The organism is Ruegeria sp. K7 (genome assembly GCF_056531785.1).
In genome coordinates this window covers 37,423-61,732 of record NZ_JBQFMJ010000010.1, presented here as the reverse complement: position 1 = coordinate 61,732, position 24,310 = coordinate 37,423, and the positions used below count along the sequence as shown (strand labels likewise).

Sequence of the window (24,310 nt, the reverse complement as noted above, 5' to 3'; positions counted from 1 at the left end):
CTATACCGATCCTGTTCCAATTCGCGGCCCGTCCCGAAGAAGGGTTTCAAGCCATTTCGGAGTCTGGCACACCCTCAGCGCCATGGCCAAGGCTACCTGACTGCGCGTCCCGTCCGGGCTTTCCATCGATTGCAACTCGAGTGTGGTCTGGACAAGTCGGATACCGGTATAGAGGCTGCATCGTCTCAGGAAATCCGTATTTGCGGATCCTAAAGTGCCGGTGGCGCGCGTGTAGGCTGAAAACAGATGAACCGCAGCCCGGCAGGCTTCGTTTTCAGGGTGAGAGGCCAGTGGCTTGTTGTCCGGGCTGGCGGGCAGTTGCGCCAGCTGAAGGTACTCCTGCACGGCCGTTGCGACGTCCCAGGCGGGATCGCCCAGACCCGCCAGTTCCCAATCGACCAGCTGGATCTGCACCGTTCCATCCGGGCCGGATTGCAGCAGGCAGTTGTCCCATTTGAGATCGCCATGGATCAGACAAGATTCCCGCCATGTCGCCTGAGCGCGGCTGATGCAGGCCATGACCGCCGCACGCGCAGCCGGATTGGGCAGGAGGTGATGCAACTGTTCGTGCAGCCCTCCGGAATCCCTGGCCAGCATCCAAGGACGAGCCGGAGGAAGGTGCGTGTCATCTACGTGTCCCTGATGCAGACGGGCCAGCACGTTTGCCAGACCATCAAGAATGGCTGGGTCATCCAAGGGGTTGCGCCCCATGAAGTCGTGCAGGGTTGTGGCCGGGTCCAGAAGTTCGGCGATCAGGATACCTCGATCCGGATCGGAATGCGCCAGATAGGGCGCGATGCCGGGGCTGAGCGATTGTACCGCCTGATAGCAGGTTATCTCACGCCGGTTCCAGTTGCTGGCTGATCGGGTGCCCAATTTGACCAGAAACGTTCCCTGTCCGCCCAGATGAACAGTGGCTGTTGTCGCGCGGTCGCGCCGGGTGGCCATGATGCGCATGCCCTGTTGCACGATCCGCGTTGCGGGGATCAGGTTACGCCTGCGCAGAACAGAAGCGACCCGTTCTTCCGCACGCGGCCTGCGCGATGGTTCTGTGTTCGAACGAATGGCGGCATCGGTCATGTCGTAAGGCCCTCAGGAACACCCCCGGGCGGTTGGCCCGAGGGTGCGTGGTCGTTACATCCGACAGGATGACCTAGTACTCGTCATCATACCCGTAGTCGTCGTCCCAATAGTCGGCGTCGGACTCGGCGCCGTACTCATCCACCCATTCATCGTCATAGGCGTCTTCGTACATCGCGTAACCGTCGTCCCAGTCGTCGTATCCGTCGTCCCAGCCGCTGTCATAGTAATCCTCGTCGCCAGCGCGGAAGCAAGCCAGTGTGGGACGTGGGCAGCCTGCGAGCGTCGGACGCGGACATCCGGCCAGTGTCGGGCGCGGACAGCCTACCAGCGTTACCCGAGGACATCTCGGCCCGCTCAGGGTCGGGCGCGGGCATCCGGCGAAAGTCGGGCGTGGACACCACGGTCCGGTGAAGGTCCGGCGCGGGCAGCGTGGCCCGACGGTTGTCGGACGCGGGCACCACGGCCCGACCAGGGTCCGGCGCGGGCACCATGGGTCAACCAAAGTCCGGCGCGGGCAGCGCGGCCCGACGGTTGTCGGACGCGGACACCACGGCCCGGTCAGGGTCCGGCGCGGGCAAAGGGGTCCAACCACCGTTCTGCGCGGGCATGCGGGTCCGACGATCGTTCTGCGGACAGGCCGGTGCAACCGGTCATATGCGGCCTTGATCTGGACAATGCCGGATCCGGAATGCTGGTCGAAGCCGCTGGCCCCGATATCCTTGGCCGTTGCTTTCAGTATGGATTTCAACTGTGCCTGCGTTGCGCTGGGCTGGGATTGCTTCAGCAACGCCACCGCACCTGCAAGAATCGGCGTCGCCGCCGAGGTGCCGGAGTCACTTGTGAAATACCCCGTGAAATGGCTGATGGAACAGAAGTCAGGCTTGTTCGAATCCAGAGCGGCAGGTCCGCGGCTGCTGTATCCGATGAACTCTTCGTTCTTGTTCACCGCGCCTACGGTCATCACCAGCGGGTGGCCATTTGCACCCCAGATGCTGCGTCCCGGGCCGTTATCGGCGCCGCAACGGTTGTCGGGGCAGGTATCTCCGCAGTTACCGGCGGCGAAGAGCACGAGAATGCCTTCGTTGATCGCCTCGACCACCTTGCGGGTAAACGGGTGGTTGGGGTTGCGGGCATAGGTGGTATCCCATGTTTCCTGGAAAATACCCCAACTGTTTGTCAGAACTTGCGGAGTGCCATTGCTTCGGAACTGGTTGATGGACCAGTTGAACGCCTGCAATGCCCGGCTGATTGTCCCGGGCGAGCCGCCAGATCCGGCAATCCGCAGATCGTAAAGCTGAGCTTCGGGTGCCATGCCAAGAACATCAGTGGCGCACATGTTGCCGTGATTGCCCCATTTGCCGGATTCGGTGCCCCAGTCTGACGGCCATCCGCCGATTACGCGCGGGATGCGACGCGAGGTCTCTCCGGTCTTGACCGGTCGGCCTTGCGCGGTGATGCCGCTGTCCAAAACGCCTACAACGATTCCGTTTCCACGGAACCCCGCCGCCCAGACCTGATCGACGCCCAGATAGGTGGCGACGTCGGCCATGTTGCCCTTTGGCGTGCCGGGGCTGCAGTCGCAGGGCGGGATCGGGCATGCTGCCATGCCGCCGCTTGTCTGCGGCCCGTACGGGTTGTCGACGGGGAAGCCGTCGATTGGGACGTCGCGCCAGACACCGGCCACTTCGGGGCGGTTGCGCAAGGCTGCCATTGCGTCTTCGCTTGCAACGGTGCCGCGCACCACGAAGGTTTCGTCAGGGGCCTGACCCGAAGCGGCAAATTCGGCGCTTCCGGTGCCGCCCATGCTGACGGGCTCGAATTCATTGTCGACAGCGAAGCCGTCGCCCGAGAAACCTTCGGCCGAGGACATCGCCATGGGACCGGAGCCGCCGGGTGTATAGCGCATTTCGACCAGTATGCTCAGCCGGCCCTTGCCGTCAGTGGGCTGGGGAACTCCGTTTGGGGGCGAGCCGTTGTCGCCGTTGGACTTCCTGCCACGCGTGGTTTTTTTAGCAGCCATCTTTTTACCTCCATTGGGTTAAATTTGGTGAACTGGAAACTGGTTGCGCAGGTTGTCGGTCGCGGCGAACGTCGCCACGACAGATTTCGGGATTGGTTGAGTTTGAGTGGTGGAAGAAATCCGGTTCAGCAGGTTGAACTCGGCCTACGGGGCAAAAGGCGCAATTGGCGTATCGCCCCAAATGTTTATGACGTCCGGCCGTAGCTTGAGTGCGTCCAGAGACGCCGCGTCGGCAATGGTCCCGCTGAGTATCACGCTGGTCGGCTGCCGTTGTGCGCCGTGGCCCGTCTCGTTCATCGGAACAGGTTCCAGATCCGGATCGAGTTCGAACCCCAGCTTTCTCATCTGAGTGGCCAGTGCTTCGGGATCCTGCAAATCGAAATGTGCAGACGCGGTGATCTCGACCATAACGCGCATATTCACGGCCGGACCCTTTGCAAAGGGTGGGTGGTGTCTGACGAATGGTCTCGCGGCAGAATATGCCCTCGGTGGATCCAGGCGGTTCGATCCGTTGTGGTCTTCTCAACACCTGTTTTGTGAAGGAGTGCCATTTCACAACCTCGGTTCGTACGGGATCCGGCGTAATACACGGAGCCATATCAAATTCTCGTCGGAGATTCGAGCGGGGAGTGCTCATGACTGTTGCTTTCAATACCTGCGCAGATGCGAACTCGCCCGGGCGTCAAAGCATCAGGTCAAAAGAATACGGACTAACTTGTTAATGCCACGGCACGTGTCTGGTGTTTCATCCGAAAGCGGTGGCGTTCCGTCAGAGGCAGAAAAGCCTGCTGTCGAAGGGGCGCTGTATGCTTCGGTCAGGTCCAGCCGCAGTTCAAGCCGCAATCCTTTGCAACAATGGCTCTGAGGCCACCGAGCGGAGAAAAAGTGGTGCCCGCCGTCTACATTCAATAACTCGTATAAACGTGATCATAATAGCGTTTTAGGCTGGTTTTTTCAATTCTAAACAGAGTCCGCCGGGCGCCGGAATAGACCGCTTGCCTGTGCACCAGCCCGGTTCTGTGTCAATGATCCAGCGTTTGCAGAAAGAGGTTTTCCGGTCCGGTCTCGTGTAAAAGGTTGATAAGCTGCGCACATCCCGAGGTTGTCCGGAGTGGTTGCAACGCAGCGGGTTTGTTAGACCGGGTCGTTCGCGCACATTGCGTTGATGGTCAATTTGGCCTGGCTGATTGGGTTACCGCCGGGGTTGTGCTTGCGAACGCCCCAATTCGGATCCCCGCTTCGGCGCTGGGTCCGGGACGACCGGTCCGCTATCGATTCCCCCATTTTGCGGCGACAGGAACTGGGGCGGCCCGCGCCAGCCGGTCGGTCAGGCCTCTTCCCCAACTGAGGATTTTACGAACAGGATTCTGGTGTCGGAACCTGTTGCGAACGGGGCCTCTGCCGGTGTGCATGGGATCATCTGGTTTGTTGATTGACTGATCAATAAAAATCCACCATGGTCATCCCCGCAGATACAATGGCCGGTTCGATCCGCGCTGGCCCGTCTGCTCAGAACCATGCGTTCGCAATACAAACCCGCCGGAGAAAAACAGTTTCGGACTACCCATCAGCCATGTTTCGGAGACCTCAGAACATGATCGCGCAGCCTCAGGCCAGCCATTACGTGAATGGCGCCTATCTTGAAGATGAAAACGGTCGATCCCTTGATGTGATTTACCCAGCGACCGGAGAGGTGATCGCGCGGTTGCACGAGGCCTCTCCCGAGCTCGTCGATCAGACGATCGCGCTGGCCCGGACGGCGCAAAAAGCCTGGGGCGCCATGTCCGGCACCGAACGCGGGCGCATCCTGCGCCGAGCCGCCGACATCATGCGCGAACGCAACCATGAGCTTTCAGTGCTGGAAACCTATGATACCGGCAAGCCACTGCAGGAAACCCTGGTTGCGGACGCAACATCGGGCGCAGATGCATTGGAGTATTTTGGCGGTCTTGCATGCAGCCTGACCGGCGAGCACATACAGCTTGGCGAAGACTGGGTCTACACCCGGCGCGAACCGCTGGGACTGTGTGTCGGCATCGGTGCCTGGAACTACCCCACGCAAATTGCCTGCTGGAAGGCCGCGCCAGCACTGGCCTGCGGCAACGCCGTGATTTTCAAGCCTTCTGAAGAAACTCCGCTCTGCGCGCTCAAGGTTGCTGAAATCCTGTCCGAGGCAGGCCTGCCGCCGGGTCTGTTCAACGTGCTGCAGGGGCGGGGTGAAACCGGCGCTGCCCTTGTCACTGATCCCCGGGTGGACAAAGTATCGCTGACCGGTTCGGTGCCCACCGGGCGAAAGGTCTATGCCGCTGCGGCTGCGGGCATGAAACATGTCACGATGGAGCTCGGCGGCAAGTCTCCGATGATCGTGTTTGACGATGCCGATCTGGAAGACGCCGTCAGTGGCGCGATCCTTGGCAATTTCTATTCTTCGGGGCAGGTGTGTTCGAACGGGACGCGTGTGTTTGTTCAGAAGGGCATCAAGGATGCGTTTCTGAACCGCCTGCAGGAGCGGCTTGCCAACGCGATCATCGGTGACCCGCAGGATGAGGCTACCAATTTTGGCCCGCTGGTCAGCGCGCGTCAGTTGGAGATCGCCCAAAGCTATATCGAGGCAGGGAAATCCGAAGGGGCACACTTGGTTTGTGGCGGCGAACGGATTGAACGTCCGGGCAACTGGATGACGCCTGCGGTTTTCGCCGACGTTACCGACGATATGAAGATCGCGGTTGAAGAGATCTTTGGTCCTGTGATGGCCGTGCTGGATTTCGAAACCGAGGAAGAGGTGATCACGCGCGCCAATGCCACCGATTTCGGTCTGGCCGCAGGTGTGTTCACAAGCGATCTGAAGCGCGGGCACCGGGTCATCGCGCAACTGGATGCCGGAAGCTGCTTTATCAACTCGTACAATGATGCGCCGGTCGAAGCGCCGTTTGGTGGCGTCAAGCAATCGGGAGTCGGGCGCGAGAACTCCAAGGCTGCGATCGAACATTACAGCCAGCTCAAATCCGTCTATGTCCGCATGACGCCGCTTGAGGCGCCGTACTAGAACGCGACAACAGTGCAAAAGGATGCCGGTTCGGCCATAGGCATGGTTGCCTATTGGCCGATCCGGCTTTTGTTTTTTCGTTTCGGAGAGTCGTTTTATGGGGCCAATGCAGTTGCGCCTGTCAATGCACGAGGTCGAAATGCGCCACGGTGATGGCTTGATGACCGAGCCTTCGCGTATACGCATGCCTTGCGGGGCAGCGCCCGAACAAGCGCAGTTGGCTTCTACCCAGGTCTTACTTCCTGAAATTCCCCGAGTACGATTGAGGTGAGTTTGCAGCGACACTCGAGGTCGCGGACCCGTGAGCATATCATACCACAGGCCATCGGAAATTAGTCGATCCGCTCATCGCCCGTTCTGAAGAATGTGCCATTGTGGGCTTTGGGTTGCGGTTCCGAAAACCGGGCCAAGCTTGCTGAGCCCAGGCGATTCCGCCCCTGACGTTTGCCCGGAAGGTTGCGCGCGTGGGAAGTTCACATTTAGTATCGCAATGTACCGATGTGAAACACCCGGCGGTCAGCCGGTAAAATGTCTATCTGGGGGGAAGTGTATGAAACAGTTTTGCTATCGGGTGCTGACGGCAGGTCTTTTCGCCTCGCCTGGATTTGCGCAGGATGCTCCGATCATACACGATGCCGAGTTTTACATTCTTCAGTCCCAGCATGAAGACCAATGGGCACAGGATGACGCTGCGGTCAACGACGCTCTGGCCGCATTTAGGGACGGCAACGGAGGCAACCCACCGAACATCGTCAGTGTGCTGATCGACGATATGGGTTTTGGCGACATGGGAATACCCGAGCTGAACGCAGTGCGGGGATATGAAACGCCGAATATCAACGATTTCTCGGATCAGGCCATGCGGATGGTACGCATGTATACCGAACCCTCCTGTACGCCGACGCGGGTGGCGCAGATGACCGGGCGGTTGCCGGTGCGGATGGGCATGGGCGACACGACAGTCGATATCGCAGGTTTTGGCCTGCCGCAGAACGAAGTCACGCTGGCCGAGGTCCTTAAACAGGCAGGCTATGCAACCAGTCATGTGGGCAAGTGGCATATGGGCGACATCGCTGAAAGCTGGGCGATGAACCAGGGATTTGATTACGCTCAGCACGCAATCCACCAGCAGGGGCAGTTGACCATTTTCAACGACGACGCGATCAGGGAACAGGTTTCGGTCGCGATCCGCGACTATGACGACAAGTACACGCTGGACGGCTGGTTCCGGCCGGATGCCGCCGCAATGATGACCGTGATCGAAGGTGAAACCGGCGGCCCTATCCGTGAAATCCGCATGGAGACCGGTGAACGCTGGAATGCCGCGAAATATGACGAGATGAACCAGGCGTTCCAGGACAAGACGCTGGAGGAACTGGACCGCCTTGCAGGCGGTGAGCAGCCGTTCTTCCTGCAATACTGGCCGATGATCCCGCTGGACAACACCCGTGCCGGACGATCGGGACCGGAAAGCGTGAATGGGGGTCTTTATGTCGACAAGATGCAGCTGCTGGATCAGTGGCTGGGCGACCTGTTTGCCCGATTGGATGAACTTGAGCTGACCGACAACACCGTTGTCGTGGTGATGGGTGACAACGGACACTTCACAAAATACGCTCCACAATCCGGCTTTACGCCGTTGATCTACGCAGGAGGCAAGGGCGACACGACCGAAGGCGGCGTCCGCGTCGATGCCTTCATCCGATGGCCCGGTATGATCGAGGCTGATGGTCTGCTGAACAGCATCATTCACGTCTCGGATCTTTACACAACGCTCTCCCGGTTCGCCGGGGCCGATCAGCATATCCCACGAGATCGTCTGGTTGACGGAGTGGACCAATCGGCCGCCCTGTTGTTTGCCGATGAAACCAAGGCGCGGCGCGATCATGTCATCATCTATTCGGTCAACAAGCCTGAGGCCGTTGTGAAAGACCAGCTTAAGCTGAAACTGCCGGGACCCGGGGAAAGCGCGATTCTCGCGAAGTTCTTCGATCTCTACCGGGATACACGCGAAGAATACTCGGTCTCGACCGAGGTCGGCGCCTGGGGCGGTCAGGAGTTCGCGCGGATTCTGGGGCGCCACATGGCAAGAAAAGAGAAATTCCCCGACACAACGCCTGCCTACGGTGTGCCCTATGAAGGGATCGAGAACATACGCCCTGAAACGCAACAGGCCGTAGATGCGTTCATGATCAAACGCGCCTCTGCGCAGCAATAACGCAAAAACCGGAACAGGATCACGAGGTGCAGATGGTCGGAAACATACTCTTCGCTCTTGGCCTGATCGCCTCGCTTGGGATCGGATTTGTCTATTTCCGCGATCTTGGCGACATCTCGCAGATGCTGTTGAAGGTGAAGCGCGAAAATATGGTGCGGTTCATCCGAAACGAATACCGCCTCATCGGCATAGGGCTGAGTGGCTTTGCCGTTTCAACGCTGGCGCATTTCCTGTTTGGCGGTGGTCCGTTCTGGCTTTGGTTTGTCGCCGCGCTGCTGGTGATATTTCTGTACGGGTTTCCCTATGTCTGGGTGCATCTGGGTTTGCGGAACCAGCTTAACACTGCGCAGTATTTTCCGATCAGCGAAGCGCGGAAATACGTCGGGTCGACGGCGCCGGTTATCGTGATCGAAAACAATGGGCATGCCCGCGCCCATCCGGATGCGCAGATTATGCGCCCGCATCTGGCGGGCAATAAAAAAGGTCTGGGCGGCGAAGACGTCGTGATGACCTACTGTGCCATGGCCAATCTCGGTCAGGGATATTCGCCGGCCATCGAAGGCAAGCGGCTGAACCTTGAGGTTCTGGCCCAGCACGGCAACAATCTGATCCTGCGTGACAATGATACCGGCGAGCCGATTCAGCATATCTACGGCTTCCGCGAAGCGGATCGCGACCCGAATGCGGATGGACCTGCCTGCCCCCTGCGGCCGGAAGCTCGGATGAAGCCTTGGCCCACGTATCGGATGACGTTTCGCGGGTTTCAGAAGGCCTTTCCCGACGGCGAGGTTTACTTGAACAAACCCTCTTCGAACCCGCTGCTGCGCCTGCTGGACATGGTGACGGAAATCACTTTTGGCTGGGGTATTTCCCGCCAGCACCAGGAAGATGCGCCGGTGATGGACAATATGGACCGCTCGGACAATCGGCTGCCGAACAAGACCTATGTATGGGGGATCACAATCGGGGATGATGCCGCCTGCTGGACCGACGATTTCATTGTCGAGAATGACTGGACCGTGAACGCCCGGGTTGGCGGGCGCGACGTCGTTGTCAGTCTGGACCCACGTTATGAGAGTTTGGGTGTCTGGTACAACGACAGCGGCCAGCCCGTGACCCGATGCGATTTCTGGGGTGTTTCGGATCAGGGCCAGTTGCAGAGGGTCGAGACCCTGCGGGCCGGCGTGTTCTGGCATGTCTGGTCCGAGTTTTTTCCAAACACCGACATCAATCGTGTAGAAGGTGGTGAAGACGTGGTTGGAGAGACCGCCGCGTGATCCGACGGGCCCGGGGAGCATTCCAATTGCGACGGCACACTTGTTTTTGGAAGCCTCGCTGGGCGGTTCCCCGGCGCATTGACCTGCCCGGTTGCTCGGGCAGGATTTCGGATTTCGGTGTTGTACTGATCCTTGCTCTGGCAACTTGGGCGTACCTTGCCGCTGCCGTCAGGGGACAAGAGATACAGTCGGAGAACACGGACCAGCACTATGTCGGATCGGAGCAGTGTACGGGCTGCCATCAGGATGCCACCGACGCCTGGATGGGGTCGCATCACGCGCTTGCCTGGACCAGCCCCGCGCCGGATACCGTCCTGGCCGACTTTGACGGAACCCGGTTCGAGCACGACGGGGTGCAATACGAGTTCTCAGTCGACAACGGAAACTACCGCATTCACCTGACCGAGACCGACGGCACGGTGAAAGACTATTCCGTCCATTCCGTTGTCGGGGTCGCGCCGCTGCAACAGTATCTGATCGAAACCGAGCCGGGCCGATTGCAAAGCTTTGATGTCGTTTGGGATGTCGAAAACGGACGTTGGTACCACTTGTACCCCGACCAGACATTGCCGCCGGATGACGGGTTGCACTGGAATGGACCATACAAGAACTGGAATGCCCGCTGCGCGGAGTGCCATGCGACCGGTTTCGAAAAGCGCTATGACGAACGCCGTCAGGCCTATGCTTCGGTTCAGGTCGAAACGGGGGTCGGATGCGAAGCCTGCCACGGCCCCGGTTCGGCGCATGTCGACTGGGCGGAATCTGCCGGAACCTCATCGGTGCCCGCGCCCGCGGGATACGGATTTGCGATGGATTTCGCCGGGGCAGGGGCTGAGGCTGCGATACAGCAATGTGCGACCTGCCATTCCCGACGTGAGCCGTTTGGCGAGGGAAATCCAATGCCCGGAACCAGTTTTCATGAGGCTTACAACCTGTCGTTGCTGCGCCCCGGCCTCTACCACGCCGATGGGCAGATTTTGGACGAGGTCTATGTCTACGGGTCGTTTCTTCAATCCAGGATGTACTCAAAGGGCGTGACTTGCCTGAATTGCCACGACGCCCACAGCGCCGAATTGAAGGCAGACGGAAACGGCGTCTGCACGCAATGCCATTCCCCGGCAGGCAATCCCGATTTCACGTCTTTGCCGCTAAAGCCCTACGATGATCCTTCGCATCATTTCCATGAAGCGGGTTCCGAGGGCGCGCAGTGCAAAAACTGCCACATGATCGAGCGTGTCTATATGGGGACAGACGGTCGTAGGGACCACAGCTTTCGTATCCCAAGGCCGGATCTGGCAGACGTGACCGGTGCACCAGACGCCTGCACCGACTGCCACGCGGATCGGTCGGCAGAATGGGCGGCGGCGGAGATAGAAAAATACCATCCGAATGCAGCAGCGCGCCCGCATTACGGCGTCACGCTGGCGGCCGGGCGGTCTGATCCAGTGGGCGCCAAGCCGGACCTGAACTCTCTGGCGCTTGATGACAGTCAGGCGGGCCTAGTCCGGGCAACAGCCCTATGGCTCTTGTCTCAGGTCGCGGATGAGACTACCGCCGAGGATATGGCACCTCTGCTGGCACATGATGATCCGCTGATAAGGGCGACGGCCATCGCAATTCAAAGGGCCGCGCCGCCCCGGCTACAGGCGGACAGGCTAAACGAACTGCTCGACGACCCGGAAAGGATGGTGCGGATCGAGGCTGCGAAGGCCATGCTGGACTTTCCTGCCGCCGGTCTTCCGGAGCAGCAGCAGGACAAGTTGCAGCAGGCGATGTCCGAGTGGCGGGCCTCGCTGCGGGCGCGGTCAGATTTTCCGGAAACCCATCTGGTACTGGGTGGAATGGCATTGACCTTCAGAAACATTCCCGCAGCAAAACGCGCCTTTCGCGAGGTTGTGCGCATGGATCCGCAACGCGAAGAAGCCTGGGTCATGCTGGTCCGGATTGCCGCAGCAGTCGATGGGCGCGAGGCTACGCTGACCCTCCTCGACGAGGCCCTGAGCAAAGTGCCGGACAGTCAGGCCCTGAACGAGTTGCGCGCCTCGGTATTAGCCCAATAGACACACGCTTTCTACAGGTTCTGAATTCCGTGAAGGGTAAGTGTGCTGACCACGTCCGAGTAATCTTCGCGCGCTTTTGACCCTGCACCAGTGTTCCACATGTAATACCAGTTCAACATGCCGAAAACGGACATGGTCGCGGCGCGCAGCTTGTTCTTGTCTGTTCCAAGAACGCCCGGAGCCAGTTCTTTCAGTATGTCGCTGACGAAATTGACCAGATCCCGCTGATAACCGCGCAGGACCTTTTGCTGTTCGTCGGGCAGTGCGGACATGCCGCTGACCTGAACGCGATGTTCATCATCCGCGCCCTGATAGGCGAACAGGATTTCTTTTATCGCGGCCCGCAGTTTCTGTTCAGCCGTCAGGCCATCCGTGTCGATGCCGCAGATCCTGTCGCGCAGATCACGCAGGTAGGTTTCAAGGATGTCATACAGGATGGCATCCTTGCTGTCGTAGTAGTGGTAGATATTGGCTTTTGATATCCCGCACTCCTTGGCCAGCAAGGACATCGAGGCACGGTCGAACCCTTCATGGGCAAATACCCGTGCCGCCGATTTCAGGATTTGAGCACGTTTCTGATCGTGATCTTTGGCGATGGTACGGGCCAAGGTCTACTCCTTATCGCGGTTGTCGACGACCCGTTTGGCTTTGCCTTGCGAGCGTTCAACCTGTCCGGGGTCCTCTACAATAATCTCGGTTGAAACACCAACGATGTCCTTGATCCGCTTGGTCAGCATGCGCGCCGCCGCGGTTTTGGACAACTCATCGGTCGAATCCGGATTGGCCTCGACCAGCACCCGCATCGCGTCCATGCGGCCCGACTTGTAAAGCTCGATCTGGTAATAGGGTGCCAGTCCGCCGGTCGCCATGACCTGTTCTTCGATCTGGCTGGGAAAGACATTTACGCCGCGCAGGATGATCATGTCGTCGCTGCGCCCGGTGATCTTGGCCATCCGGCGCATCGACCGGGCGGTTCCCGGCAAGAGACGCGTCAGGTCGCGGGTGCGGTAGCGGATCATCGGCAGGCCTTCCTTGGTGAGCGTGGTGAAGACCAGTTCGCCCATTTCCCCGTCCGGCAGAACCTCCCCTGATTCCGAGTCGATGATTTCGGGCAGGAAGTGGTCCTCCCAGATCACCGGACCGTCCTTGGTTTCGACGCATTCGTTGGCGACACCCGGCCCCATGATTTCCGACAGGCCGTAGATGTCGACCGCATGCATGTCAAAGGCGGCTTCGACCTCTTTGCGCATGGCGTCGGTCCATGGCTCGGCGCCAAAGATGCCAACCTTGAGTGAGCTTTCGCGCGGATCAAGCCCCGCCTTGTGAAACTGTTCGAGAATGTTGAGCATGTAGGACGGCGTCACCATGATCCCGTCCGGACGGAAATCGGTGATCAGGCCGACCTGCTTTTCCGTCTGTCCGCCCGACATCGGTATGACCGTGCAACCAAGCCGTTCGGCTCCGTAATGTGCGCCCAGACCGCCGGTGAACAGGCCATACCCATAGGCCACATGCATCATGTCACCCTTGCGTAACCCGCTGGCGCGGATTGAGCGGGCGACCAGATCGGCCCAGTTGTCGATGTCGTTTTGCGTATAGCCAACAACGGTCGGCTTGCCCGTGGTTCCTGAAGACGCATGAATGCGCACGATTTCGCGGCGTGGAACAGCAAAAAGCCCGAATGGGTAGTTATCCCGCAGGTCGTTCTTGTAGGTGAACGGGAACTTTGCCAGATCAGACAGGCTTTGCAGGTCGTCAGGATGAACGCCGGCCTCATCGAAACGCGATTTGTACATCGGCACATTTTCATAAGCGTGACGCACCGACCATTTCAGGCGGTCCAGTTGCAGAGCCCGTATCTCATCGATCGATGCGATTTCAATCGGGTCCAGGTCAGCTTTGTTGGGGCTAAGATCTTCCATCGCGGTCTCCTCCAAACGCGAAGTTATTCTTTGAACAACTGGCCGTTGATCGCGCGGGACATGCCGCGAAACTCGGCGATCAGTTTGTCGTCCTGATTGGTGACGCGGACGTCGTAGATGCCGCTCCGCCCGGTCAGGGATATTTCGGTCGCCGTGGCGGTCAGGCTGTCGCCTAACTGGCCGGGGGCGAGATAACTCATCACCGTATGCTGCGCCACGGTGACGGTGTTTCTGCTGTTGCAGGCAAACGCAAAGGCGCTGTCGGCAAGGGCGTGGCTGACGCCGCCGTGGCAGATGCCCACACCGTTGCAATGGTGCGCGGCGACGGTCAGGGTCAGCACGGCGCGGCCTTCATCGACCTCAAGGATTTCCATGCCGAACCACTTGCTTGCCTGATCGCTGGCCCACATGGCGGCCGCTGATTTTTCTGCCCGTTCTTTCGCGTTCATGGTCACCTGCCCTGAAAATTCGGTGCGCGCTTTTCCAGAAAGCTGGCGACGCCCTCGGCATAGTCCGCACTCTGACCGCAGGTTTTCATGGCTTGCGCCTCCAGATCCAGCTGATCGGAAAGGGTGTTTTTAGCAGCGGCGTGAATGCATTCTTTTGTCAGCCCGTAACCCAGCGTCGGGCCATTTGCGAACTGTTCAGCCAGCGCGCGAGCCTCGGGCATCAGTTGATCGTCCGGCACCGCTTTCCAGATCAGCCCCCATTCGGCGGCTTGCGCGGCAGGCAGGGGTTGCGCTGTCAGGGCCAGGCCCTTTGCGCGTGCTTCACCCAGCAACCGGGGCAGGTGCCAGCTTCCGCCGGTGTCGGGTATCAGCCCCACCTTGGAAAAGCTCTGGATGAACTTCGCGCTCTCGCCCGCCAGGACCATGTCACAGGCCAATGCAAGGTTTGCGCCCGCGCCGGCGGCAACACCGTTCACCGCGCAGATGACCGGAAAGTTGAGCGACCGGATCAGCCGAACAAGCGGCGCGTAGAAGGTGCGCACAGTGTGCCCAAGATCGGGCGGCCCATCCATCTTCGAAGGGTCCCGGTCGCCAAGATCCTGCCCTGCACAAAAACCGCGCCCGGCGCCGGTCAGCAAGACGGCCCGCGCGCCGTCGTCGCGCGCATTTTCCAGCGCGGAACGCAGGGTAAGGTGCATTTCCTCGTTGAAGGAATTCAGTTTGTCAGGGCGATTCAGGGTGATTTCGACCCAATTCCCGTGACTTATGGCAAGAATGGTATCGCTCATGGCGACCTCGTGTTTGAAATCCGGCAAGTTCCATATTGCATTAACCGAACGGTTGGTCAATAAATAACCGAGTTGCGAATCTGAACCGAACTGGGAGCCGGCATGACGCAATCCCCGCTGGTCAAAGTGGATCTTGAAGGCGACATCGCCTGGGTCACGGTGAACAATCCGCCGGTGAATGCGACGTCGTTGCAGGTGCGCCAGGGGCTGGCGGATGCGGTTGATGCCGTCAAGGATGCCCGGGTTGCCGTTCTGCGCTGCGCCGGTTCGACCTTCATTGCAGGTGGCGACATGTCGGAATTCGACAGTGCGCCTGTTGAACCTCACCTACCTGATGTCGTGCAGATGATCGAAGACAGCCCGGTTCCGTTTGTCGCCCAGTTGCATGGCAACGTGTTGGGCGGTGGCTTCGAGATTTCCATGGGCTGTGCTTGGCGGATCGCTGCGCCGGGCACACGGTTTGGGCTGCCCGAGGTCAATGTAGGGCTGATCCCCGGTGCCGGAGGCACACAACGACTGCCACGCCTTGCCGGGATGGACGTTGCAATCGATATGGCCTGTTCGGGAAAGCTGCTGACAGCCGAAGTCCTGCAAGAGCTTGGGGGTGTCGATCTGGTCGCTGAAAACACCGACCTGGCGGTCAGAGAGTTTGTCGCGGATCTTCCTGCGCGGCCTGTACCCGTCAGTCAGCGGAAAGTGCAAGACATTGCGCCCGATCTTTTTGAAGTGTCGCGAGAGGTGCTGAAAAAACGTGCCAAAGGTCAGCAATCCTCGCTGGAGAACCTGACGGCGTTGTCATGGGCGCTGGAACCATTTTCGAAAGGCCAGCCGAAAGAGCGGGCGCGTCACTTGGAGCTGAGACAAACCCCGGAAAGCCGTGCATTGCGTCATGCTTTTTTTGCGGAGCGTACGGTGACCAAGCCATCGGCAATTCAGGGTGCCTCACCCCGCGCGATTAACAGAATCGCTGTGGTCGGCGGCGGGCTTATGGGGGCCGGGATCGCCACGGCCGCGCTGAACGGTGGTCTTGCTGTAACCCTGATCGAACGTGATGCCGAGGCGGCGACAGCGGCAGAGGTGCGCGTTTCAGAGCTTTTGAATGGGGCAGTAAAGCGCGGCAGAATGACCGAAGCACAGATGCAGGATCGGTTGTCGGCCTTCAGCGCCGTGGAAGATTATTCTGGCGCCGCAGACGCGGATCTGGCGATCGAGGCGGTATTCGAGGATCTGAGCGTCAAGCGCGCGGTTTTTGCAGACCTTTCCGCCCACATGAAGCCGAACGCCCTTCTGGCCACCAACACGTCTTATCTTGATCCTGTCGACATATTCGAAGGGGTGCAAAATCCCGCCCGTTGTCTGGGGCTGCATTTCTTCAGCCCGGCGCATGTCATGAAACTGCTTGAGATCGTGAAAACCCCTCACACCAGTGCCGAGGTGATCGCGACAGGTTTTGCTTTGGGCAAGACGTTGCGCAAGGTTCCGGTCCTGTCGGCAATATGTGACGGATTTATCGGAAACCGAATGCTGGCCGCGTACCGGCGTGAGGCGGATTACCTGCTGGCCGATGGTGCCATGCCGTATCAGATTGACGCCGCGATGCGCGCTTTTGGAATGCCGATGGGGCCATATGAATTGCAAGACCTGACCGGGTTGCAGATCGCCTGGGCCAACAGAAAACGCAATGCGGTCACGCGTGATCCGCAGGAGCGGTACGTCACCATCGCCGATCAGCTTTGCGTGTTGAAGCGTTTTGGGCAGCGCAGCGGTAAAGGCTGGTATCGTTACGAAGACGGCAACCGCGCACCGATCCGTGACCCCGAGGTCGAGGCGCTGATCGAAACATATTCTGCCGAGCAGGGCATTGCGCGCCGGGAGTTTTCGGCTGAGGAAATCACTTCCCGCATTCTGGCCGTTCTCGCCAACGAAGGGGCGATGATTGTCAGGGAAGGTATCGCCGAAACCACGGATGCCGTCGATATGGTTCAGATCCATGGCTATGGTTTCCCACGCTGGCGCGGCGGCCCGATGCAATACGCGACTGAGGTGGGATGGAAAAAAACGTTGGAAGCCATGCAGTTGGTGGCGTCCGAAAGCCCCGCGTCCTGGAAGTTGGCGGTGGCGCCTGAAAGCTCTAAACCCGTTGATGGTTACAAAAAGGACCATTAACGCATTCTTAACTCATGTTTCACTGGGAGGAGACAGATCCATGAAGTTCACTAAGTTGAGTACCCTTCTTGCCTCGGCCGCGCTGGCCGTTTCGGGTACTGTGGCGTTGGCGGCGGATTACACGCTGACCATTTCCAGCTGGGCCCCGCCGACCCATGGCATCAACGCAATGATGTGGCCGAAATTCACCGAAATGGTCGAAGAAGCCACGGATGGTAAAGTCACCGCCGAGCTGAAACTTGGCCTTGCACCACCGCCCGCGCAAATGGACCTGATCATGGATGGCGCGGCAGATGCCTCGATCATTTTCCACGGCTACCAGCCGGGTCGCTTCGTCACTACAAAGATGATCGAACTGCCCGGGTACGAAGGATCGGCCGAGGCCGCATCGGTCGCCTATTGGCGCGCCTATGAGAAGTACCTGAAAGCGGCCGACGAGCATCGCGGGGTCAAGCTGATCGCGCTGCACACGCACGGTCCGGCGCAGCTGCATTCAAGCGCTCCGGTGACATCGCTGGATCAGGTCTCGGGGCTGAAGGTACGTATCCCCGGTGGTGTGGGTGGCGACGTTGGAACGGCGCTTGGCGCAACCGGCATTCAGGTTCCGGCCCCCAAGGTCTATGAAACGCTCGCGTCCAAAGCGGCGGATGGCGTTGTCATGCCGTTTGAATCCCGCAAAGGCTTCAAGCTGACCGAGGTCGCACAGAACGTTTACGAAGTGCCCGGCGGGCTCTATCGCGGCTCGTTTGCGTTCATCATGAACGAAGATACGTTTGCCGACCTGCCCGAAGATCTGCAGAAGGCGCTGGAAGAGAAAGTCTTTGGCGAGCCGCTGAGCCGTGAGATCGGCAAGATCTGGGACCAGATCGACGCCATCGGGCGCGAGGCGACCGAGGCGGCGGATGGTAACAGCATCAACGCCGCGTCCGCAGAAGATCTTGAACAGTTCAATCAGATTGCGGCCGACGTTCGAAGCAAGGTGATTGGCGAAGTCAAGGAAACCGGTATCGACGCGCAGGCAACCTATGACCTGATCGTGCAAGAAATGGCGGCTCAGTAAGGCTGTCCGGCTGGTGGGGTTTCCCACCAGCCATTTTTTTCCGGCAAGAGACCTAATCATGCGAAACCTCGTGATCTGGGCGCGGCGCGCCAGTTTTTTTCCGACGCTGCTGGCCTGTGTGGCCCTGTTCATCCTGATGGCGATGACATTCTGCGATGTCATCCTGCGCTCGGTTTTCAATGCTCCGATCGAGGCTGCGACCGAACTGACCCGGATTTTGATGGCCATCCTCGTGTTTTCGGTCCTGCCCATGATTTCCGCGGGAAAAGGCCAGATCGCGGTCGATCTGACAGACGGTCTGTTTTCCCGTCTTCGCCTTAGCCGGGCCCGTGACGCTGTGGTTTACCTGGCATCAGGCATCATGCTGATCTGGCCAATCAATGGGGTTTGGATACTGTCCGAGCGCGCGCGTGACTACGGGGACGTCACAGAATACCTGTCGATCCCGGTCTTCTATGTCGGCTGGTTCATCACCTTCTTCACCGTTATTGCAGCCATCGCGATGGTGATTACCGGGCTGATGTACATCTTTGCACCCCACGCCCTGTCGGAGCAGACCCAATGACCGCAGCCCTGATCGGTTTCACACTGGTACTGGTTCTGGTGCTGCTTCGTTTGCCCATTGTCTTTGCGATGGGTTTGGTTGGCACGTATGGCTTCGCCTACGAACGCGGCGGCGCGATTTTTTCGGAACGGGGGCTCAAGGCCGCCATGTCGATGGTGGGCCGCCAGATCACGGATACCGCGCAGGACTATGGCCTGTCGGTTGTGCCGCTGTTCATCCTGATGGGCCTGTTCGTCAACAAAGGCGGATTAGCGCGTGAACTTTACGCGGTTTCGAACGCTTTCCTGGGGCATTTCCGGGGCGGTATCGCCATGGCGACCGTCGCCGCCTGCGGTGGTTTTTCGGCAATCTGCGGGTCGTCTCTGGCCACGGCTGCTACAATGTCCAAGGTCGCGATGCCCGAAATGCGCCGCTATCGCTATTCGGACGAGTTGTCGACCGCCTCGATTGCGGCAGGCGGGACGCTGGGCATTCTGATCCCGCCTTCGGTCATTCTGGTGATCTATGGCCTGCTGACCGAAACCTCGATCGGGAAGCTGTTTGTCGCCGGGATATTGCCGGGGATGATGGGCATCCTGTTCTACCTGTTCGCGGTGCGCTGGACCGTCTGGCGCAAGCCTGATTCAGGCCCTGCCGGTGAACGCCACGGCTGGGGCGAGCGTCTGACGGCGCTACGATCCGTCTGGGCCGTGCTTTTGTTGTTCTTCCTGGTTATCGGGGGCCTCTACGGCGCGTTTGATTTTCACCCGCTGAACCTGACCTTCAGCCCGACCGAAGCGGCGGGCATGGGTGCAATGGGCGCGTTCCTGATCGCCCTGTCGCGCGGCGGCCTGACGCTGAGTTCGACATTCGAAGTGCTGAAGGAAACATCCTATACAGCCGCGGCCTTGTTCTCGGTCCTGATTGGGGCGCAGATCTTTTCGAATTTCATCAACCTGGCGGGTCTGCCCGAAGCGTTGATTGCGCTGGTGACGGCATATGAAGTGTCGCCTTTCGTAGTGATCCTTATGATCCTGGGCATCTACATCATCCTTGGCTGCGTGTTTGAGTCGCTTTCGATGCTGCTGCTGACAGTGCCGATCTTCTTCCCGCTGGTCACGTCGCTGGGCTATGACCCGATCTGGTTCGGCATTGTCGTGGTCGTTGTGACCGAAATCAGCCTGATAACCCCGCCCGTCGGTCTGAACGTGTTCATCCTGAAAGGTGTGGTGGGCGATGTGTCGACCGGTACGATCTTCCGGGGCGTGACACCATTCTGGGTTGCCGACATCTTCCGCCTGGCGTTGATCGTTCTGGTGCCGTGGCTGGTGCTGGTCCTGCCCGAGCAGATGGGCGCGATGGGGCACTGATGTTCGCGCTGACCGCACTTCCCGAGGGGTTCCATCAGGATCCGTATCCGACCTACGCCGCTTTGCGCGAGGATGCGCCGGTTTGTGTGCAGCCGGATGGCAGCGTGATCCTGTCCAGATACGAGGATCTGGATCTGGTGTATCGCGATACACGCCGTTTCATTTCGGACAAGAAGGCGGTCTTTGGCCCGAAATACGGGGTCGATAGCGCATTATTCGAACACCACACCACCAGCCTTGTGTTCAACGATCCGCCGTTGCACACCCGTGTGCGCAAGGTGATGGTCGGCGCGCTGAACCCCCGCGCGCTGGCGCAGATGGAGCCGGGGTTGGTCGAACTGGTTGATCGCCTGCTGGACGAGATGCAGGCCAAGGGCCAAGTCGAACTGATCGAAGATTTTGCCGGTGCCATTCCCATCGAGATCATCGGAAATCTTCTGGGCATTCCCCGTGACGAGCGTGAGCCTTTGCGGGACTGGTCGCTCGCGATACTTGGGGCGCTTGAGCCCAAGCTGACGCCCGAGCAGGAGGAGCAGGGCAATCGCGCTGTCGCCGATTTCGTCGAAAACCTGCGCCGGATCATCGACGACCGCCGCGCCAGTCCGGGCGACCCGGAAACAGACGTCCTGACCCGACTGATGCAGGGTGATGTGGACGATCGGCTGACCGAAGTCGAGCTGTATCAGAATTGTATCTTCATTCTGAATGCCGGTCACGAAACCACCACAAACCTGATCGGTAACGCGCTTGATCTGTTGCACCGGCACCCGGATAAACGGGCCGAACTTCGGACCAGACCCGACCTGATCACGACTGCAGTGGACGAGTTCCTGCGGCTGGAAAGCCCGAACCAGTTCGGCAATCGCCTGACCACCGAGGCAGTTGAATTCCATGATCACATGATCCCGGCGGGTACGGATATTCACCTCTGTATTGGTGCTGCCAACCGTGATCCGCGCCAGTTTGACGACCCCGATGCCGTGAAACTGGATCGCCGTCCCAACAAACATCACGCCTTTGCCGGCGGGCCGCATACCTGCGTCGGGCTGACTCTGGCGCGAATGGAAGGGCGTGTTGCCGTTGGCCGTTTTCTCGAGCGCTTTCCCGGTTTTGAGTTGCAGGAGGGTGCGCAAAGAGGAAATCGCATCAGGTTTCGCGGCTTTGCCCGTCTGCCAGCTCGGGTGGCATAGATGCAGCATAGATAGGCATTTTTGCTGTTTTATGTTTGACCGACCGATCGGTTAATAATAGTTTGATCCGAACGACCCGGCCAAATTCGCCGACCGGATGCCAAGGATGAGGAGGCACATATGACCATCCAACAGATTTCCAGCTTTGCCGCCGGTGAATGGATTGGGCCGGGTGAAGGCGCCCGTTCCATCGCCAGTGCAGTCACCGGAGACGTAATCGCGACCGCGGGTAACAACGCGCTGGACGTGCAGGCAATGCTGGACCACGCGCGGGATGTAGGCGGGCCCGCCCTGCGCAGAATGACGTTCCACGAGCGGGCAAAGATGCTGAAGGCGCTGGCCATGCATCTGGGGCAGCACAAACAGGCACTGTATGATCTGTCTTTCGATACAGGCGCGACTCAATCCGACCACCTGATCGACATCGATGGCGGCATCGGCACGACTTTTGTCTATGCGTCCAAGGGGCGTCGCGAGATGCCTGACGGGCATGTCTTCCTGGACGGCGAGGTTGAGCAATTGTCGCGCAACGGAACGTTCCTGGGCCAGCATGTCTGCACCCCGTTGCAGGGCGTCGCGGTGCATATCAACGCATTCAACTTCCCGGTCTGGGGCATGTTGGAAAAACTGGCGCCAACGTTGTTGGCCGGGGTTCCGGCGATTGTAAAACCTGCCACCAACTCCTGCTACGTGACAGAGTTGTGCGTGCGCATCATGCTGGATTCAGGCATCTTGCCCACGGGTGTCTTGCAGTTGGTGACGGGCGGATTGGGCGATATGCTCGACCGGCTGGGAATGCAGGACGTGGTCAGCTTTACCGGCTCGGCCGAAACGGCACTGAAACTGCGTGCCAATCCGGTGATCCTTGAGAACTCGGTACGGTTTGTGGCCGAACAGGACAGCCTGAATGCCTCGGTTCTGGGACCGGATGCGGAACCCGGAACGCCCGAGTTCGACCTGTTCATCAAGGAAGTTCAGCGCGAAATGACAACAAAGGCGGGGCAGAAATGTACGGCCATCCGCCGGATCATCGCACCGGAAACACATGTTCAGGCTGTGATCGATGCGCTTTCGGACAGATTGGCAAAGACGGTCATCGGCGATCCGAGGCTTGAAACCACCCGCATGGGCGCGCTCGTTTCACAAGGCCAGAGGCGCGATGTTCTGGAAAAAGCCGCGATCATCGGGCAGGAGGCCGAGCGGGTTTTCGGCGATCCTGAAGACTTCGCCATTGACGGTGCGGATGTCGAAAAGGGCGCCTTTGTTCCACCGATGCTGTTCCATTGCGCCAGCCCTGACACGGCCCGGCGGGTGCACGATACCGAGGCCTTCGGCCCGGTCAGCACCATCATGGGATATCGTGATCTGGACCATGCGGTTGAATTGGCGAACAAGGGGCAGGGTTCACTGGTGGCGTCCGTGGTCACCCGCGACCCATCCGTCGCGCGTGAGATTGTCATGGGGGCCGGGGCCTATCACGGGCGTTTGTATTTCAACAACCGGGATTCGATGAAGGAAGCGACGGGCCACGGGTCTCCGTTGCCGCACATGGTCCACGGCGGCCCCGGTCGCGCCGGAGGCGGCGAAGAGATGGGTGGTGTGCGAGGGGTGCAGCATTACATGCAGCGCACAGCAATTCAGGGCTCGCCCGATATCCTGACCGCGATCGGCGACAGGTGGGTTTCCGGTGCGACCGAGATCAAAGGCCCGGCGCATCCTTTTACCCGTCGGTATCACGATCTGGCGATTGGCGAGACCATTCATACGGCACCGCGCACCATCACCATGGACGATGTCGAGCATTTCGCGCATTTCACGGGCGACACTTTCTACGCCCATATGGATCAGGCCGCGGCCGAGCGGAACCCGTTCTTCCCTGGTCGTGTGGCGCATGGTTATTTGTTGCTTTCGTTTGCGGCGGGTCTTTTTGTGGAACCCAACGAAGGTCCGGTTCTGGCCAATACCGGGCTGGACAAACTGCGTTTCATGAAGCCGGTGGAAGCGGGCGATGCGATCAAAGTGCGGCTGACTGTCATGAAGAAGACCGGGCGCAATGATGAATACGGAGAAGTGCGCTGGCACGTGTCGCTGACCAACCAGGATGGTGATCTGGTGGCGGAATATGAATTGCTGACAATGGTAGCCTACTGAAGCGGGCCGGATGGCAATTTCCCTTGGCCGGGCTATACTTAGGCTATGAAGGATCCGCATTCTGACTGGTTCGAAACCTGTATTGCCCAGCTGACGGCGTCCGGCACGCAGCGGGTTTGGTCGGTGCTGGTATCGATTTTCGGCGATCTGGCCCAGAACGAGACCGATCAGATCAGCGGTGCCCTGATCACCCGGCTGACCGGGCTTGCCGGGATAAAGTCTGAAGCGACCCGCGTTGCTTTGCACCGACTGCGCAAGGAGGGCTGGATCGAAAGCACCCGAAGCGGGCGCAACAGCACGCATAGCCTGACGGCGTTCGGGCGCGCTCAAAGCGCCGCAGCGGTGCCGCGCATCTACGCCCGCGAAAGCGTGCGCCCGGAAACCTGGCATGTCCTTATCGCGGACAGTTCGGACGGGTCCCGGCAGGAACTGGCCGATCTGCTGCTGACCGGTGACTACATTCCACTGAGCAGCACGGCAGCGATGGCTCCCGGTGAGGCTCCGGAAGGTATCGAAGACCTGTTTATTGTTCAAAGCGGCGACCTCTCGGTTCCCCGCTGGCTGCGCGAACGTTGCGGACCAGATGCGCTGAACGAAGGATATAAACAGCTTCTGACCCGATTGCGGGCGGTTCAGGAGAGCATTCCGGCCTCGGGTGTCGGCGATCCGTTTCAGGCGGCGGTCTTGCGGGTCCTGATCGTTCACAGCTGGCGCCGCATCGTTTTGCGCCACCCGGACTTGCCGTCAGAGTTTCTGCCCGAGGCGTGGAAGGGTCCGGCCTGCCGAAAGGTTGTTTTCCAGATCCTCGACAGGTTGCCGCGCCCTTCGATCAAGGCGCTTGAATCGGCTTTGACCGGATAGTGGTCCCGGTATTTCCCGGTGGCGACGGTCGGTGTGTGGAACAATAAGTTACATTGATTCAGAAATGGCAAAAAATTCGTAACATATTTCTTGCTTCGAATCATC

At 59.4% G+C, this 24,310-nt stretch carries 18 protein-coding genes; 11 read left to right on the top strand and 7 right to left on the bottom strand.

What is annotated here, in order from left to right; translation table 11 throughout:
- From ACR0FE_RS15890 to ACR0FE_RS15880, 3 genes are all read right to left on the bottom strand, one after another.
- Complete coding sequence (locus tag ACR0FE_RS15890) at positions 1–1,080, bottom strand: phosphotransferase family protein (protein ID WP_480913814.1); 1,080 nt, start codon at positions 1,078–1,080, stop codon at positions 1–3.
- Positions 1,081–1,153: 73 nt separating this feature from the next.
- Positions 1,154–3,103, bottom strand: a complete 1,950-nt coding sequence (locus tag ACR0FE_RS15885) for a S8 family peptidase (protein ID WP_480913813.1) — start codon at positions 3,101–3,103, stop codon at positions 1,154–1,156.
- A 144-nt stretch (positions 3,104–3,247) separates the two neighbouring features.
- On the bottom strand, positions 3,248–3,526 hold the full coding sequence (locus ACR0FE_RS15880) for a hypothetical protein (protein ID WP_480523656.1): 279 nt from the start codon (positions 3,524–3,526) through the stop codon (positions 3,248–3,250).
- 1,171 nt (positions 3,527–4,697) lie between these two features.
- Here ACR0FE_RS15880 and betB point away from each other — a divergent pair.
- From betB to ACR0FE_RS15860, 4 genes are all read left to right on the top strand, one after another.
- The gene (gene betB / locus ACR0FE_RS15875; RefSeq protein ID WP_480913811.1) at positions 4,698–6,149 is read left to right on the top strand and encodes a betaine-aldehyde dehydrogenase; all 1,452 of its coding nucleotides are present in this window, start codon (positions 4,698–4,700) and stop codon (positions 6,147–6,149) included.
- A 550-nt stretch (positions 6,150–6,699) separates the two neighbouring features.
- Entirely contained in the window at positions 6,700–8,367 is a 1,668-nt protein-coding gene (locus ACR0FE_RS15870) for a sulfatase-like hydrolase/transferase (protein WP_480913809.1), read from the top strand.
- Positions 8,368–8,399: 32 nt separating this feature from the next.
- Complete coding sequence (locus ACR0FE_RS15865; RefSeq protein ID WP_480913807.1) at positions 8,400–9,644, top strand: DUF3179 domain-containing (seleno)protein; 1,245 nt, start codon at positions 8,400–8,402, stop codon at positions 9,642–9,644.
- Positions 9,645–9,670: 26 nt separating this feature from the next.
- On the top strand, positions 9,671–11,704 hold the full coding sequence (locus ACR0FE_RS15860; protein ID WP_480913805.1) for a cytochrome c3 family protein: 2,034 nt from the start codon (positions 9,671–9,673) through the stop codon (positions 11,702–11,704).
- Between the two features lie 11 nt (positions 11,705–11,715).
- Here ACR0FE_RS15860 and ACR0FE_RS15855 read toward each other — a convergent pair whose 3' ends face one another.
- The 4 genes from ACR0FE_RS15855 to paaG are packed head-to-tail and all read right to left on the bottom strand — an operon-like array spanning position 11,716 to position 14,863.
- Positions 11,716–12,312: a TetR/AcrR family transcriptional regulator gene (locus ACR0FE_RS15855; RefSeq protein ID WP_480913802.1), complete on the bottom strand. Its 597-nt coding sequence runs from the start codon at positions 12,310–12,312 to the stop codon at positions 11,716–11,718.
- Between the two features lie 3 nt (positions 12,313–12,315).
- Complete coding sequence (paaK, locus tag ACR0FE_RS15850; RefSeq protein ID WP_480913800.1) at positions 12,316–13,626, bottom strand: phenylacetate--CoA ligase PaaK; 1,311 nt, start codon at positions 13,624–13,626, stop codon at positions 12,316–12,318.
- Positions 13,627–13,649: 23 nt separating this feature from the next.
- Complete coding sequence (paaI, locus tag ACR0FE_RS15845; RefSeq protein ID WP_480913798.1) at positions 13,650–14,075, bottom strand: hydroxyphenylacetyl-CoA thioesterase PaaI; 426 nt, start codon at positions 14,073–14,075, stop codon at positions 13,650–13,652.
- A 2-nt stretch (positions 14,076–14,077) separates the two neighbouring features.
- Entirely contained in the window at positions 14,078–14,863 is a 786-nt protein-coding gene (gene paaG / locus ACR0FE_RS15840) for a 2-(1,2-epoxy-1,2-dihydrophenyl)acetyl-CoA isomerase PaaG (RefSeq protein WP_480913796.1), read from the bottom strand.
- Positions 14,864–14,965: 102 nt separating this feature from the next.
- Between paaG and ACR0FE_RS15835 the strand changes: the two genes are divergently transcribed.
- The 7 genes from ACR0FE_RS15835 (at position 14,966) to ACR0FE_RS15805 (ending at position 24,205) form a co-directional block, all read left to right on the top strand.
- Positions 14,966–17,029 carry a 3-hydroxyacyl-CoA dehydrogenase NAD-binding domain-containing protein gene (locus tag ACR0FE_RS15835; RefSeq protein ID WP_480913794.1) on the top strand — a complete coding sequence of 688 codons (2,064 nt, stop codon included), beginning with the start codon at positions 14,966–14,968 and terminating at the stop codon, positions 17,027–17,029.
- Between the two features lie 40 nt (positions 17,030–17,069).
- Positions 17,070–18,089 (top strand): TRAP transporter substrate-binding protein, encoded by a 1,020-nt coding sequence (locus tag ACR0FE_RS15830; RefSeq protein WP_480913792.1) that lies wholly within the window; start codon positions 17,070–17,072, stop codon positions 18,087–18,089.
- 58 nt (positions 18,090–18,147) lie between these two features.
- Positions 18,148–18,654 carry a TRAP transporter small permease gene (locus ACR0FE_RS15825; RefSeq protein WP_480913789.1) on the top strand — a complete coding sequence of 169 codons (507 nt, stop codon included), beginning with the start codon at positions 18,148–18,150 and terminating at the stop codon, positions 18,652–18,654.
- On the top strand, positions 18,651–20,003 hold the full coding sequence (locus tag ACR0FE_RS15820) for a TRAP transporter large permease (protein ID WP_480913787.1): 1,353 nt from the start codon (positions 18,651–18,653) through the stop codon (positions 20,001–20,003). The genes ACR0FE_RS15825 and ACR0FE_RS15820 overlap by 4 nt, the downstream gene beginning before the upstream one ends.
- Complete coding sequence (locus tag ACR0FE_RS15815) at positions 20,003–21,193, top strand: cytochrome P450 (RefSeq protein WP_480913785.1); 1,191 nt, start codon at positions 20,003–20,005, stop codon at positions 21,191–21,193. Before ACR0FE_RS15820 ends, ACR0FE_RS15815 begins: the two co-directional genes overlap by 1 nt.
- A gap of 120 nt (positions 21,194–21,313) precedes the next feature.
- Positions 21,314–23,344: a phenylacetic acid degradation bifunctional protein PaaZ gene (gene paaZ / locus ACR0FE_RS15810; RefSeq protein ID WP_480913783.1), complete on the top strand. Its 2,031-nt coding sequence runs from the start codon at positions 21,314–21,316 to the stop codon at positions 23,342–23,344.
- 45 nt (positions 23,345–23,389) lie between these two features.
- Positions 23,390–24,205 (top strand): PaaX family transcriptional regulator C-terminal domain-containing protein, encoded by an 816-nt coding sequence (locus ACR0FE_RS15805; RefSeq protein ID WP_480913781.1) that lies wholly within the window; start codon positions 23,390–23,392, stop codon positions 24,203–24,205.
- The last annotated feature ends 105 nt before the right edge of the window (positions 24,206–24,310 follow it).